The following is a 14,439-nucleotide window of genomic DNA, read 5'->3' on the forward strand; positions in this document are numbered from 1 at the left end:
GACGGGATACGCATCGCGTGGTGACTGTGCGTCAACCAGACGTATACGGAAGGAGAAAAGGCTGTGGACGATGCCGGCCTCAAGGCCCTGCTCGAGGACCTTCCCGTGTTCTGGTGGGAGTTCGACCAGCCGTGGCACGTACGGGAGCGGGGCGGCGGTGCCTTCGCCGACACCGGCACGGCCCAGCGCTTCCTGGACCGGGTCCGCCAGGAACTCGCGGACCCTGGACACTCGCCGCGGGACGGGCGCTGGCTCGCCCGGTTCGACGGCCGGACCTTCGACGTGAGCTGCCCGCCGGACGCGACCCGCACGCACCGCCGCACCCGCGGCCTGGCGGTGGAGGTCGACAGCCACCCCGAAGCCCCGCGCCGGTACGCCGCCTTCGCCGACCTCGTAGACCTGGCCCCGGCGGCCGCGTTCATCCGGGACCGGCACGGAAGGTACCTGTGGGCCAACCACGCCTACGCGCACCTCTACGGCACCACCGCGCAGGAACTCACGGGGCGGCGCATCGAGGACTTCGACGCCCCCGCGGAGGCCGTCCAGTTCCGCACGCTCGATCAGGAGATCCTGACCCGGGGCACGCCGGTGCGCCACACCCTGGACTACCGCCGCCCGGACGGCAGCGCGGGCCACGCCGTCGGCCACCGCTTCCCCGTCCGGGAGAACGCGCAGACCTGCGTCGCCGGCATCTACGTGGACATCACCGACCACCTGCGCGCCATGGTCCAGCGGAAGGAGGCCGAGGAGCACCTGCGGGCACTGCGCGACCACACCGGGCTGCCCTGCGCGCTCCTCACGGCCGGTGGTCGCGTGATCGAGGCGAGCGCCGCGGCCGCCGAGCTGTTCGACCTCGGCCTGCCCGACCTGGTCGGGCGCCGGGCGCACACGCTGCTCGCGCCCGCGCCCGGCCTGGACCGGCTGCACCGCCGGTGGCGGGGGCTGATAGCCCGGCGCATCAGACGAGTCGAGACGTCAGTGATGCTGAGCGGGACGCGGGGGCTGCAACGCCGCGCGCGGCTCCACCTGACGACGGTGGGCCACTCCGCGGAACGGGCCGGGCACGTCTGGGCCGTCGTCACGCACCAGAGCCTCGCCCACGAGGCCCATCCGTCCCTCACCGCCGCGCAGATCCGCATTCTCACCCTCTTGGCGGAGGGCAGCAGCAACAGCGACATCGCCACGTCGCTGAAGCTGTCCCGGCAGACGGTCGACTACCACCTGGGCCGCCTGCGCGACCTCCTGGGCGCCCCGACCCGCCCCGCCCTCGTCGCGCGGGCCTACGTCCTCGGCATCCTCGCACCCGCCGCCTGGCCCCCGCGCTCGGCGACGGCGGCGCATCCGCTGAGCACGGTCTGACGGCGCCGGGCGCGCCCGAAGAACCGCGACGGACCTACTTCTCCCAGCCCACCGTCTCCGGCAGGGGGCTGTAGAAGATGGTCGCGCCCACGTTCGCCAGACCCTTCTTGACGCTGTACGTCGACGGGCCGCTGAACATGGGGAGCCGGGCGTAGTTCAGGAGGGCCTTCCGCTCGACCTTGTTCGCCGCTGCTGCCTGCTTGCCCAGATCGGCGATCTCCGTCGTGGCACGGATCTCCTTGTCCAGCGCCGGGGACCCGGCCCCCGTCAGGTTGGAGTCACGGTCCGAGCAGTACAACTCGCACAGATAGCGGGCCCCGAAGGGATCCATGGAGCGGTTGCCCGAGAGGATCAGGTCGAACTTCCGCTCGTTGAGGGTGCTGGCGAAGTCCGCCTCGGCGACCCTCTTGACGGTGACGCGTACGCCGACCGGCTTCAGCATCGCGGCGACGGCGCCCGCGGTGGCCTTGGGCAGCGGTTGGTCACCCACCACCGTGTAGCCGATCTCCAGCTTCTTGCCGCCCTTCTCCCGGATCCCGTCGCTCCCGGGCTTCCAGCCCGCCGCGTCGAGGTCCTTCTTCGCCTGGTCGGGCCCGTACTTCAGGACGGGAGAGACGTTGTCCTCGTACCCCTTCTGGAAGCTGTAGAGCAGACCGGAGCCGGGCAGCGGCTCCTCGTAGTCCAGGCCCTGGAACTGGATCTTGGCGATCTGGCTGCGGTCGATGCTCTCCTGGATGGCCTTGCGCACCGTCTTGTCCCCGAGGACCGACGACTTGGTGTTGAAGTTGAGCGCGTACCCGAACGGGCTGCCGCCGCTGCGGATCTCGGTGCCCTTGAGCCCCTTCAGCTGCTTCAGGTCCTCGGCATCGCTCGCGGAGACGTAGTCGAGCTGACCGTTCTTGAAGGCGTTGATCCCCGCGCTCGGCTCCAGGTTCACGTAGACACGCTTGTCGAGCTTGCCCTTCTTGCCCCACCACTTCGGGTTGCGGACGAAGGTGATGTTACCCGAGTGGGTGTCCCACTTGCCGACCGTGTACGGGCCCGCGCCCCACTCGGGGCGCGCCTTCTTCACGTACGCCTTGTTGAAGTTGTCGACCTTCGCGGCCTTCGGGTGCAGGAACGTGTAGAACAGGCTCGGCCAGGAGGGGTAGACGCCCTTGAAGGTGATGACGGCCTGTTTGTCGTCCTTGCCCCGCGCGACATCGGTGATCTGGTTGTAGCCGTCCGTGATCTGGGCCGCGAAGTCCTTGTCGGAACCGTTGTTGGCCTTCCACGTGGCCTTGATCGCGGTCCAGTCGATGGGAGTTCCGTCGTTGAAGGCGGCCTTCTTGTTGATCGTCAGGACGACCTTCTGGTTGCCGCCCTGCACGGACACCTTCACGTCGCTGAAGTAGTCCGGGTTGTACCGCACTTCACCGGTCGGCGAGAAGGTGATCGCGTTCGCGTTGTACCAGGCCCACACCCGGGACGCCGCCAGCGTGCCGTTGACGTTGAACGGGTTGCCCTGATCGTCGAACGTCCCGACCGTCGTGTAGGTCCCGCCGTCCTTGAGCTTGTCGTACGGCGTCGGGTTGTAGTCGGCCGCTCCCGACGCGGCGGACGGGGTGCCCTTCGCGCCCGAGCCCGCGGCGCCGTCACCGGATGAGGACTGGCACGCGGTGGCGGTGACGGAGATGGCTGCTATGAGGGCGACGGGCAGGGCCAGTCTTGCGCGCATGGGAGAGGGTCCTTGTGTGTGTTGAAGGTGTGGCTTGGAGAGGGAGTTGGTCGTTGGCCGTCAGAGGCGCGCACGGCAGTGCCTGTTACGCGGCGTGGCAGGCGTACTCGTGCCCTTGCTGCCCCGGCGCCGCCCTGAGTGCCGGGCGCTCCGTGCGGCAGCGCTCCCGGACGTCGTCGTCGGCGAAGCGGTACAGCGGGCAGCGGTCGATGAACACGCAGCCGCGCGGCAGGTTCGTGGCGCCCGGCTGTTCGCCCTTCAGGACGATCCGTTCGCGGGTGCGTTCGCGTTCCGGATCGGGAATCGGGATCGCCGAAAGGAGCGCCCGGGTGTAGGGGTGCTTCGGGTCGGAGAAGAGCGTCTCCGTGTCGCCGGTCTCGACGATGTGACCCAGATACATCACCGCGATGCGGTCGCAGACGTAGCGGACCACGGCGAGATCGTGGGCGACCATGAGGTAGGCGAGCCCCAGCTCACGCTTGAGCCGACCGAGGAGGTTGATCACCCCTGCCTGCACCGAAACGTCCAGGGAGGAGAGCGGCTCGTCGAGGGCGAGCAGTTTCGGGTCGGTGGCCAACGCGCGGGCGATGCCGATGCGTTGACGCTGCCCGCCCGAGAGCGCGGCAGGGAAGCGGTCGCTCACCGAGGAGTCGAGACCGACGAGCGCAAGGAGTTCGTGGACGCGGGAGCGGATCGCTTCGCGGTCACGGCCGATGGCCCGCAGCGGTTCGGCGAGCAGCTGGTGGACGGGCAGGCGGGGGTCCAGGGCGCCCAGGGGGTCCTGCATGACGATCTGCACGTCGTGCCGCACGGTGCGCCCGCGCCTGCCGGGATCGACGGCGCCGCCGACCACGGCATCGGCACCAGTGTCCGTGGCCGCGCCGACCTGCCGCCCCGCGATCTCGATCCGGCCGCCCTCGGGCTGTCTGAGCCGCAGGATCTCCATCAGCGTCGTCGTCTTGCCGCTGCCCGACTCGCCGACCAGACCCAGCGTCTCTCCACCGCGCAGCTCGAAACTGACCTGGTTGACCGCGTGCAGCGTGCCGACGCGGCGCTTGATGAACGCGCCCTTGGTGACGGGGAAGGTCTTGACGAGGTCCTCCACACGGAGCACCACGTCGCCGCTCGTCGCGTGGCTCGTACCGGATTCCCTCTCGACGGTCGCGACGCCCCCGGTGGGGTCCAGTCTGCCGTCGGCTATCTCGTCCGCGCGCAGGCAGGCGACGTCCCCGTGGCCCGTGACCTGGCGCAACTCGGGTTCGTCGGAGCCGCACGCGTCGAGCGCGACGGCACACCGGCTCGCGAAGGGGCAGCCGTCCGGGAGGCCGGAGAGGGCGGGCGGCTCGCCACCGATCGGTACGAGGGGGCGGCGGACCCCGCCGTCCACGGTCGGCACCGCGGCCAGGAGCCGCGCGGTGTACGGCATCGTCGGCCGACGGAACAGCGTGTGCACGTCCGTCTTCTCCACGAGGCGGCCCGCGTACATGACGGCGACGTCGTCCGCGTGGCCTGCCACGACACCGAGGTCGTGGGTGATCAGGACGAGCCCGGCGCCGGTCTCCCGCTGCGCGAGGCGCAGTACGTCCAGGATCTGGGCCTGCACGGTGACGTCGAGCGCGGTGGTGGGTTCGTCGGCCACCAGCACACGCGGCCGGTTGGCGATCGCCATGGCGATGACCACGCGCTGGCGCATGCCGCCGGAGAACTCGTGGGGGAAGCCCGAGGCGCGGCCCCGCGGGTCGGGAATGCCGACGAGATCGAGCAGTTCGACGGCCTGTTCCCAGGCAGCCTTCTTGGACAGGTCCTGGTGGACCCGCAGCGCGTCGGAGAGCAGCCTGCCCACGGAGAAGATGGGGGTGAGCGCGGACAGGGGGTCCTGGAAGACCATGCCGATGGACTTGCCGCGCACGCGCGACAGCGCCCGGTCGTCGAGGCCGATCAGGTCCTGGCCGCCGAGCAGGACCTGGCCGCTCAGGTCGGCGGTGGGGGGCAGCAGGCCCATGACGCCCATCGCGGTGGCCGACTTGCCCGATCCCGACTCGCCGACGATGCCGAGGGTGCGGCCGGGCAGCAGGTCGAAGCTGACGCCGCGTACCGCCTCGACGGGTCCGGCCTCGGAGGGGAAGGAGATCCGCAGGTCCCGTACGGAGAGCACGGGGGTGGCGCCGGTGGGGGAGACCGGGGTGTCGCGCAGGGGGTGGTGAGGGTCATCGTCGGCCTCCCGCCGCGCCGGTCACTGAGGTGGGGTCGAGGGCGTCGCGAAGCCCGTCGCCGATGAAGGTCATCGACACGGTGAGCAGCACGACGAGGCCCGCGGGAAAGGCGAAGAGCCAGGGGGCACTGGTGACGGTGGTCGCCCCGTCGGCGAGCATCGTGCCGAGGGAGACGTCCGGGGTCTGGACGCCGAATCCGAGGAACGACAGCGTGGTCTCGCTGAGCACGGTCGCGACGACGCCGAGCGTCAGGTTGACGATGAGCAGGGAGCCGAGGTTGGGGATGATGTGGCGCAGGATGATGCGCAGCGGGCGGACGCCCATGAACTCCGCCGCCGTCACGTAGTCCCGTTCGCGCAGCGAGGTCGAGACGGACCAGACGACCCGGGCGGTGGACATCCAGCCGAACAGGGTCAGGACGACGATGAGGACGCGCCAGTCACCGGCAAGACGGTTGGAGACCAGGGCGAGGATGAGGAACGAGGGCACGATCAGCAGGAAGTGGACGACGCCGAGCGTCAGCCTCTCCACCCGGCCGCGGAAGTACGCGGCGCTGGATCCGATGACCGCGGCGACGACGATCGTCAGGACGGACACGCTCACGGCGATCACCAGCGAGCGCCGCAGCCCGTGCACCGCGCTGGCGTAGACGTCGTTGCCGCCCTGGTTGGTGCCGAACCAGTGCACGTCGCTCGGCGGCTGGGTGAGCGCGGCGAAGTCGGCGTCGGTGTGGGTGTAGGACGTGAACAGGCCGCCGAAGACGCTGAACAGCACGAGCAGCACGAAGATCACGACCCCGGCGACGGCGAGGCGGTTGCGCAGGAAGCGGCGCAGATAGAGCCGCCCGCGGCCGAGATCTCGGCGCCCACTGACGGTGCGGTTGTCGGTTGCTGTCGCCATGTCAGCTCACCCGCACTCTCGGGTCGAGGAAGACCGTGGCGATGTCCGCGAGGATCGCGCCGATCGCGGTGAGCACCGCGGCGAACGCGGCCGTCGCGACGGCGCCGTGCACGTCGTTCTTGCTGATGGTCTGGACGAAGTAACGGCCCATGCCGTTCCAGCCGAAGATCGTCTCGGTGATGATGGCTCCGGTGAAGATGGCGGGCACGCTGAAGGCCACGGAGGCCGCCGTCGGAACCAGCGCGGCGCGCAGGGCGTGCCTGCGGACGGCCTGGCCGCGAGTGAGGCCGGTGGCCTGGGCCGTGCGGACGAAGTCGGCGTTGATGGTGTCGAGCAGCAGCGAACGCTGCGTCAGGTGATAGCCCACGTAACCCATCAGCGTCAGGGTGAGCGTCGGCAGGATCAGATGGAGGAGGCGGTCGCCGATCGTCGGGAGCAGTCCCTCGACGCCCGGCGAGTTCTCCCCGGCTACGTAGAGGAAGTCCATCCCGGCGTGCTGGTTGAGCCAGATGGCGACGAAGACCACGGCGAGCGCGGCGACGGACGTCGGCACGTTGAACACGGCGATGGATATGGCCTGCGCGACGCGGTCGGCCGCGCCGTACTGGCGCGAGGCGGTGTAGACGGCGAGCGCGACACCGATCACGACGGAGAGAACCGTCGCCGTGACGACCAACTCGGCGCTGATGAGGGCGCGGTAGCCCACCTCACCGTTGACGGAGACACCGGTGGGCGACGAGCCCCAGTCGAAGTCGAGGGTCACCGAGGTGAGCCAGTTCCACCACCGCTGCACCAGCGGCATCCCGGGGTCGAGGTTGTACGGGGCGAGGGCCCGGCCGATCTGCTCCTCGCTGCGGACGGGCCGCAGCTCCTTGTAGTTCGATCGCGGGTCCAGAAACCAACTGGCCAAGAAGTACGTCGCGTTGGTCGCGACCGCGATCATCAGGAGCCACCCGCCCGCCTTGCGCACTACATAGCGCATGGCGCGGACCGCCCCCTCACCAGAGAGGTGGGACGCGCCGGGACGGCGCAGGAGAGACAGATCGAGTGCATGCGCGGTGGAGCTTTCTGCGGGCTTACGAGTACGGAACAGTGCCACGAAGCGGCGAATGTCAGCTTGGTCCGCACTGGGTGGCGAAGCCAGGTTTTGGCTGGTTTCGCCACGAGGCCGCAATGTTGCCGCAGAGATCGCAACGCTGCCGTAGCAAAACGATCTCTAATGTGACGCGAACATGTCGGTCGACGGCGTGTCACGTTCAGCTCGGCGAAGGCGAAGGCGGGGGCGGCTGCGGCTGGCCCTGTAGCCGCACCCCACCCACCGGTCGAGGACTGTGCTCGCCTACAGCCGAGTGGCCAGCCAGGCGGTCACCGCCGCGGTGACGATGAGCCCGGCGTTGAGCGCGATCCGACGGTCTTCGATCCGCAGGTGGACGGCGATGGCGCCGATCTGCAGGAGTACGAAGCCGATGGCCGCGGCGGACGCCAGCGAGGGAGCGATGCCGGTCAGCGGCGGCAGGATCAGGCCGATCGCGCCCAGTACCTCGACGGTCCCCAGCGCCCTGAGGGCGGGCAAGGGGATGTGGTCGACCCAGGCCATCATCGGCCGGAGCTGATCACGACTGCGGATCACCTTCAGCGTGCCTGCGTAGAAGTAGAAGAGGGCGAGCAGTCCGGCGACGATCCAGTAGGCGATGTTCATGCTCTCCAGTGGACTGCCGGGGCTCTGTACGTGTCCAAGACCTGTTCCGCGGTGCCGATACCCAAGGGGTATCGGCACCGCGGAGAAATGCTCGCCCTCGGAAGACCTGGACCTGGACCTAGACCTCGACCTCGGCCGATCAGACGCGGTCGTGGAGGGTGACGTGGTAGCCGTCGGGGTCGGCGAAGGTGAAGGTCCGGCCGAAGGGCCCGTCGATCGGTGCGGAGACGATGGTGTGACCGTCGGCGACGAGAGCATCGTGAATGGCCTGGACGCCGGTGGCGTGGAGCCAGATCGCGGCACCTATGCCGGGCTGGGGGACGGATGTGAGATCGGTACCGGGAACGATGTCGCGGAGTGCGAACGCGATTGGCTTCGTCTCGAAGACGACGGCGTGCGGAGGCCCGGCCTGCGAGCGGACGAGGCCGAGGTACTGCTCGTAGAACGCCTGTGAAGCGTTGAGGTCGCGCGCCTGGAGCGAGATGAAGTCGGGTCCGGTGACGGGCATGGCGATGCTCCTTCTCTTCGTGTCAGATTCCTGACACGGGTCAAGGTATGTCAGACTTCTGACATGAATCAAGACGGTGTCGACCTGGAGACGTCACTGGGCTACCTGCTGAAGGAGGCGTCGAGCGTCCTGCGCTCGGCCATGGAGGATGTGCTGCGGCCACTCGGGATGACCGTGACGCACTACTCCTGCCTCGAGCTGCTGGCCCAACGACCGGGCTTGTCGAACTCCGAGCTCGCGCGGGGCGCGTTCGTGACGCGGCAGTCGATGAACGTGCTGCTCCAAGCCCTGGAACGAGACGGCTACGTGACCAGGCCCGCGGAGGCGCCGGTCGGGAAGGCTCTTCCCGCGCGACTCACACCTCGCGGCCGACGGAGCCTGGAGAAGGCGACCGCGGCGGTCCGGTCCGTCGAGGTCAGAATGCTGTCCGGCATGACCGAGGCTGAACAGTCAGGCGCGTTCCGGATCCTGCAGAGCATGATTCATTCGCTGCGTGATGGTGACGACGGTGCATAGCTGATTCCCCGGCGACCGCAGCGTGACGTGCGGTGCCAAACAGAGGCACCGTGAGAGAGGCAGCAAAGGACCAAGGCTCCCGCAGCGAGCTCATCAGTCGGCTGGCCGAGGTGATTGGATCCGCCACGACCGCGCACCCGCTGCGGGTCGCCGTCGACGGGCCGCCCGCCTCGGGCAAGACCACGCTGGCCGACGAGCTCGCCGTCGTCCTGCGCGCGCAGGGCCGCGACGTCATCCGCGCGACCATCGACGACTTCCTCTTCCCCCGTGCACAGCGCTACCGACGCGGCCAGTACTCGGCCGAAGGCTGCTACTTCGACGCCCACGACCGCGCCGCGCTGTGCCGGGTCCTGCTCGACCCGCTGGGGCCGGGCGGAGACCGAAGGTTCCAACACGCGGTCTACGACAGTGGCACCGACACCCCGTCGTCCCCGCCCGCCACAACCGCCTCCGCCGACGCCGTACTGCTCTTCGACGGCGTCTTCCTCCTGCGCCCAGAACTCATCAACCACTGGGACCTGCGCATCTTCGTGTCCATCCCGTTTGAGCAGACGGTGGACCGCGCTCTGAAGCGAGGCGCAGCGCTGGCCGGATCCACCGCCGACACCATCGACATCGAACGGTCCTGGCGCCACCGCTACATCCCCTCCCAGCAGCTCTACTTCGCCACAGCCCGCCCCACCGACCACGCAGACATCATCGTGTACAACGATCAACTCCAACGGCCGACCTGGGAAGTCCGAAGGTAGACGGAGGTGAGGCGCGGGTGACCACGGCAGGAGCAGCCCGCAGCACGGCTCCTGCCGCTGCAACTGGCCCCGCTACAGCCCCTGTCGCGTCCCCGGCACCCCCTTGACGGCCCGTGCCGCCCCGCCGTTGATCACGAACTGTGAGCCGGGCTCGACGCGGATGTCACCGTCGCGGGAACCGGTGATCCGCACGTTGGTGAGCGTCGCGCTGCCGCGTGCGCCGCCCATGGCGAGGATGCCGGAGCCGTTGTTGGACTTGGAGATCGCCACGTTGGAGATCTTCACGTCCGGCATGGCGCCGCCGCCCGTCTTGAACTGGATGCCGTCGTACGTCGAGTCGTGGATGTCGGTGTCGCGGATCGTGACGCCGGGGATGTCGGGGCCCTGGGCGAACAGCGTGATGGCGCCGAACTCCTGGTCCTCGTTCCAGAACGCGCCGCCGGTGCGGTAGAGGCCGTTGTTCGCGATCAGGGTCTGCCCGCTGAAGGGGATCGGGTCGTGGTCCGTCGCGAGCATGATGCCCGGGTAGTTCATGGTGTCGTACACGAGGTTGTTCTCGATCTTGTTGCCGTAACCGCCGTACACCGCGATGCCGTTGGCCCGCCAGGGCAGCTGCACGGTGTTGTTGCGGAACGCGTTGTCGTGGCCGACGTCGACCGAGGTGTCCTTGACGTACTTGCTGGCCCACACGGCGAGCGCGTCGTCGCCGGTGTTGCGGAACGAGGAGTTGAAGACCGTCGAGTTGCGGGTGCCGTTGGTGAAGTTGATGCCGTCCGCGTAGGTGTTCCGGATGCGCATGCCGCTGAAGTCGAGGCCGTCTCCCGGACCCCACAGCTCGGGGATGTTGCTGTAGTCCCTGCCGACCCAGGTGCCGACGTTGGCGTGCTCGATCCAGACGTCGTTGATCTTCGTGTTCTTGCCGAAGCGGCCGTTGAGGCCGACGCCGCCCTCCGCGTTGCCGTCGCCGCCGCGGATGGTGCCCGAGCCGAAGATGGCCACGTCGGAGATCTTCGTGTTGTCGTCGATGTCGAAGCCGAAGTTGCCCTCGTGCGGATGGTTGATGCCGCCCGCGTCCTGCGGCGCGGTCAGCGTGTACAGCTGGGAGTGCCACATGCCGGCGCCGCGGATGGTGACGTCGCGGATGCCGACCTGGTTGTACTGGCCTCGGTCCAGCGGGTCGTCGGTGAGGATCTTCTGCTCCTGGCGCCACTGCCCCGCGGGGATCCAGACGCAGGCGATGTCGCCCTTCTGGTCGGCGGTCACGGCCCGCTGGATCGCCGCCGTGTCGTCGATGCCGTCATTGGGGATCGCGCCGTACTCGGTGATCGAGGTGCACGCGGCGGGCTTGCTCGCGGGCGGGGCCACCTGCTCCAGATCGATCAGGTCGACGACGTAGTACGCGGCGTCGTCACCGGCATCGCGCTGCAGCCGGAACTTCGTGCCCTCGGGGTAGGTCTGGGAGAGCAGGGCATGCGACTCGTCGAACAGCCGCCGCGCGTCACCGCCCGGCCTGTTGGTGAGACCCTCGGGCTGATCCGTGTTGCCGTACAGCCAGCTGTGCTTGGACGACAGCGTCAGCTTCCGCACGAACTTCCCGTCGGCGTACAGGCTCAGTGTCTTCTCCTGACCGCCGCCACCCGGCGCGTCGGGCAGGGAGTTGCGTACGACGATGGAGTTGGTCGCGCTCGTCGAGGTGAACTCCACGTACTGACCTGTCGAGTTGAGGCGGACCGACTTGCGGCCCGAGGACTCGGTGGCGAAGTTGGTGTGGCCGAAGGTGCGCTCGGCGTCCGCCTCAAGGAGCGTGCCGTCGTACGTGCCGTCCTCCGCCTCGTACTCCACATACGGCAGTGCCGCGCCGCGGCCGACCACGAGGGAGCGCGCGAGGACGTTGTTGTCCTCGTTGGTCTCGGTCACGACACCGGTGGCGTCGGCGGTCGCGGTGAGTGTGGCGCCGCCGCTGGTCGCGGTCCAGCTGCCGGAGAGGGAGACCATGGCGCTCTCGCCCGCCGCGATGGCGGGCGCGGTGCCGTTCAGGGTCTTGTCGCCCACGGTGAGGCGGGTCACCGAACCCGCGCTCACCGCGCTGGTCCCGCGATTGTGCACCCGCACCGCGAACGTGACGTTCGCGCCGACCGCGGGGCTCGCCGGGTTCGACGTGATGCCGGTGACCTCCAGGTCGGGGCCCGGGCTCTGGCCGACCGTGAGCTTGGTGTCTGCGGTGCGGCTGTTGTTCTCGTTGTCCTGCTCGGCGATCGTGTCCCGCGGATCCACCACCGCGGACACGGTGTAACTGCCCTGCGCCCGCTTGCCGATGTCGACAGGGACGGTGGCCGACTCACCGGAGCCGAGCGCGCCCACCGCCGCGCTGCCCGCGACCGTGCCGCCCAGGCTGACGTCGACCGTGGTCGCGCCCGAGCCCGCGGAACCGGTGTTGCGCACGGTGGCGTTGACCTTGATCCGGTCGCTCTCGCTCGGAGCCGCGGGCTCCCAGCTCAGCTGCGGCACTGTCAGGTCGGGGTTGGGGGCCGGTACGCCGTTGACCTGGAACTCGGCGACCTGGCCGCCGTATCCGGAGCTGTTGGAGTAGATCTTCAGACGGACGTCGGCATAGCGTCCGGAGACCGGGATCGCCACGGTGTTCTGCCGCGCGCCGGGCTCGAAGGCGTAGTCCGCCCTGGCCTTCACCGAGGTGAAGTCGGCGGCCGACTGCTTGCGCCCGAGCACCTCGATGCTCTGCGTACGACTCGACCAGGCCGCGTCCGGGTTCAGCTTGAGCACGACCGAGTCGAGGTCGGCGTCGGCGCCGAGCTTCACCGTGAGCGTCGAAGGGTGCCCGCTGGACTCCCAATACGTGTTCGTGCTGCCGTCGTTGGCGTTCGGCGCGAAGTAGTTCTGCGTCGAGGAGGAGGCCTCGATCGGCTTGTTGAGCGCGAGATTCGTAGTGGCGTCGGCTGCCGGTGAGGCCGGTCGGGCCGGGGCGGCGTGGGCGGTGACGGGGAGCAGACCGACGGCTGCCAGCATCGCTCCGAGACAGGCGGCGACGAGCCTTCGGCTCCGTTGTCTCCCTCTCGTATGTCTCGTATGGCTCGCTCTCGTGTGTCTCCCTCTCATGGTGTTCCTCTCCAGGGGCGGGCATGGGGGGCCTGCGCTTTCGGGTCGTCACTGAAGCACCGCGGTCATGTGAGCGCAAGGTGTCGGTGATGCATTGCAATTAAGCGACAGTGAGGCGAAATCGGCGATGTCCGCGTCGAGTTGGGTGTGAAGTGGTGGCGTGAACGGCCTAACTCTGCCTCGTTCAGCGCTGCATGGGTGGACCTGAACTACGAGAGGCAGTCGCAATCTTGCGTATGTGGATTCAAATCTTGCATGCATCTGTGGACCGCCCTATCGTGACGGCACCCATCAGGGCAGCGCTCGGGCGCCACTCCAGAGGAGCCGTAATGAAGCCTCGTCACCTCGCGATCCTTCTGACGACAGGTCTCGCCTTCACCGCCACGGCCTGTGGCGGCGACTCGTCAGGCTCCGGCGGGGGAGGGGGTGTCTCGATCACCGTGGCCTGCCAGCCCGCGAAGACCGCGCCGAAGCTGCGCGAGGCGTGGGACGACGACGTCGCCGCGTTCGAGAAGGCCCACCCGGGCGTCTCGGTCAAGAGCACCGACCAGCAGCCGTGCTTCGACCCGAAGACGTTCGCCGCGAAGCTGGCGGGCGGTCAGATGGAGACGGTGTTCGTGGTGCCGGTCACCAACTACGCCGACGTCATCGCCAAGAGGCAGGCCAAGGACATCACCGCGTCGACCGGCGTGGTGAAGAACTTCGGCGACATCAAGCAGGACGTCAGGGGCATGGTCACCAAGGACGGCAAGGTCTACGGCGTCCCCAACGTCAGCTACGGCGTCGGCCTGGTCTACAACCGGGCGCTGTTCGCCAAGGCCGGACTCGACCCCGACGCGCCGCCCAGGACCTGGGACGAGGTCCGTGCCGCCGCGAAGAAGATCGCCGCGCTGGGTGACGGATACGTCGGGTACGGCGAGTACGGCGGCGGCAACACCGGCGGCTGGCACTTCGCGCAGGCCCTGTTCAGCCGCGGCGGAGAGATGGTCACCGACGGCAAGGCCGCCTTCAACAGTGCCGAGGGCAAGGCCGTGCTGCGGAACCTGCACGACATGCGCTGGAAGGACGACAGCGTCGGCAGCAAGGTGCTGATCGGCTGGGAGTCGCTGATGCAGCAGATGGCGACGGGCAGGACCGGCATGATGCTCGGGGCGCCGGACGTCATCACCGATGTGACCCAGAAGTTCCAGGGCAAGGCCGCGGACTACGGCATCACGGGTGTGCCCGGCGGCAAGGCGTCGCTGGCCGGCGGCGAGGCGTACATGATCAATCCCAAGGCGAGTCCGGCCCAGACCAAGGCCGCCCTGCAGTGGATCGACTTCCAGTTCAACACGCCCGGCAAGGGGCGCTTCGACTTCGCCCGCAGCAAGGCCAACGGCGAGGCCGTGGGCGTCCCCAACAACGACTACATGGGCGACTCGCCGACCGGCAAGGCCATCGCCGAGGGGCGCGAGGCCAACGCCGTCCTGCCGGTCAAGAACTACGAGCCCTACGTCGACGCCGCCCCGGGGATCACTCCCAAGCTGGAGCCGGAGAAGGCCCAGGAGCTGTACGCGGTGCTCGACGTGGCCATGTCCGCGGTACTCACGCGGGAGAACGCCGACGTCGACAAGCTGCTGGGGGACGCCGAGTCCAAGGCGAACTCGATCCTGGCCAGGCGCTGA

Annotated in this window: 11 protein-coding genes; 4 read left to right on the forward strand and 7 right to left on the reverse strand. The window is 68.8% G+C overall.

Features of this window, described 5'->3' with window-relative positions:
- The first annotated feature begins 63 nt into the window (after positions 1 to 63).
- Complete coding sequence (locus tag CP970_RS42435) at positions 64 to 1,359, forward strand: PAS domain S-box protein (protein WP_055545462.1); 1,296 nt, start codon at positions 64 to 66, stop codon at positions 1,357 to 1,359.
- A gap of 34 nt (positions 1,360 to 1,393) precedes the next feature.
- Here CP970_RS42435 and CP970_RS42440 read toward each other — a convergent pair whose 3' ends face one another.
- The 6 genes from CP970_RS42440 to CP970_RS42465 all read right to left on the reverse strand — a co-directional run bounded on the left by CP970_RS42440 (position 1,394) and on the right by CP970_RS42465 (position 8,396).
- On the reverse strand, positions 1,394 to 3,076 hold the full coding sequence (locus CP970_RS42440; protein WP_191095024.1) for an ABC transporter family substrate-binding protein: 1,683 nt from the start codon (positions 3,074 to 3,076) through the stop codon (positions 1,394 to 1,396).
- 85 nt (positions 3,077 to 3,161) lie between these two features.
- Complete coding sequence (locus CP970_RS42445) at positions 3,162 to 5,231, reverse strand: dipeptide ABC transporter ATP-binding protein (RefSeq protein WP_224059036.1); 2,070 nt, start codon at positions 5,229 to 5,231, stop codon at positions 3,162 to 3,164.
- 52 nt (positions 5,232 to 5,283) lie between these two features.
- A complete protein-coding gene (locus CP970_RS42450; protein ID WP_055553210.1) occupies positions 5,284 to 6,189 on the reverse strand; it encodes an ABC transporter permease in 906 nt (301 codons plus the stop codon).
- A gap of 1 nt (position 6,190) precedes the next feature.
- Entirely contained in the window at positions 6,191 to 7,171 is a 981-nt protein-coding gene (locus CP970_RS42455) for an ABC transporter permease (protein WP_055553213.1), read from the reverse strand.
- Positions 7,172 to 7,528: 357 nt separating this feature from the next.
- Positions 7,529 to 7,888, reverse strand: coding sequence for a DoxX family protein (locus CP970_RS42460; protein ID WP_055553215.1), 360 nt, complete (start codon positions 7,886 to 7,888; stop codon positions 7,529 to 7,531).
- 139 nt (positions 7,889 to 8,027) lie between these two features.
- Positions 8,028 to 8,396, reverse strand: a complete 369-nt coding sequence (locus tag CP970_RS42465) for a VOC family protein (RefSeq protein WP_055553217.1) — start codon at positions 8,394 to 8,396, stop codon at positions 8,028 to 8,030.
- 63 nt (positions 8,397 to 8,459) lie between these two features.
- On the opposite strand from CP970_RS42465, the gene CP970_RS42470 reads away from it, so the two are divergent.
- The gene (locus CP970_RS42470) at positions 8,460 to 8,912 is read left to right on the forward strand and encodes a MarR family winged helix-turn-helix transcriptional regulator (RefSeq protein WP_055553218.1); all 453 of its coding nucleotides are present in this window, start codon (positions 8,460 to 8,462) and stop codon (positions 8,910 to 8,912) included.
- Between the two features lie 50 nt (positions 8,913 to 8,962).
- A complete protein-coding gene (locus CP970_RS42475; protein ID WP_055553220.1) occupies positions 8,963 to 9,661 on the forward strand; it encodes a cytidylate kinase family protein in 699 nt (232 codons plus the stop codon).
- 72 nt (positions 9,662 to 9,733) lie between these two features.
- Here the strand turns inward: CP970_RS42475 and CP970_RS42480 are convergent, their stop codons facing one another.
- The gene (locus tag CP970_RS42480; RefSeq protein ID WP_224059037.1) at positions 9,734 to 12,685 is read right to left on the reverse strand and encodes a CARDB domain-containing protein; all 2,952 of its coding nucleotides are present in this window, start codon (positions 12,683 to 12,685) and stop codon (positions 9,734 to 9,736) included.
- 419 nt (positions 12,686 to 13,104) lie between these two features.
- Here CP970_RS42480 and CP970_RS42485 point away from each other — a divergent pair, with 419 nt between their 5' ends.
- Complete coding sequence (locus tag CP970_RS42485) at positions 13,105 to 14,439, forward strand: ABC transporter substrate-binding protein (protein ID WP_055553226.1); 1,335 nt, start codon at positions 13,105 to 13,107, stop codon at positions 14,437 to 14,439.

Source organism: Streptomyces kanamyceticus, assembly GCF_008704495.1.
Classification (GTDB): domain Bacteria; phylum Actinomycetota; class Actinomycetes; order Streptomycetales; family Streptomycetaceae; genus Streptomyces; species Streptomyces kanamyceticus.

Bases quoted from the DNA above. Each gene is read 5' to 3' on its own strand.
- CP970_RS42450 (WP_055553210.1), bottom strand. From the start codon at position 6,189: ATGGCGACAGCAACCGACAACCGCACCGTCAGTGGGCGCCGAGATCTC.
- CP970_RS42460 (WP_055553215.1), bottom strand. From the start codon at position 7,888: ATGAACATCGCCTACTGGATCGTCGCCGGACTGCTCGCCCTCTTCTAC.
- CP970_RS42480 (WP_224059037.1), bottom strand. From the start codon at position 12,685: ATGCTGGCAGCCGTCGGTCTGCTCCCCGTCACCGCCCACGCCGCCCCG.
- CP970_RS42455 (WP_055553213.1), bottom strand. From the start codon at position 7,171: ATGCGCTATGTAGTGCGCAAGGCGGGCGGGTGGCTCCTGATGATCGCG.
- CP970_RS42485 (WP_055553226.1), top strand. From the start codon at position 13,105: ATGAAGCCTCGTCACCTCGCGATCCTTCTGACGACAGGTCTCGCCTTC.
- CP970_RS42440 (WP_191095024.1), bottom strand. From the start codon at position 3,076: ATGCGCGCAAGACTGGCCCTGCCCGTCGCCCTCATAGCAGCCATCTCC.
- CP970_RS42465 (WP_055553217.1), bottom strand. From the start codon at position 8,396: ATGCCCGTCACCGGACCCGACTTCATCTCGCTCCAGGCGCGCGACCTC.
- CP970_RS42470 (WP_055553218.1), top strand. From the start codon at position 8,460: ATGAATCAAGACGGTGTCGACCTGGAGACGTCACTGGGCTACCTGCTG.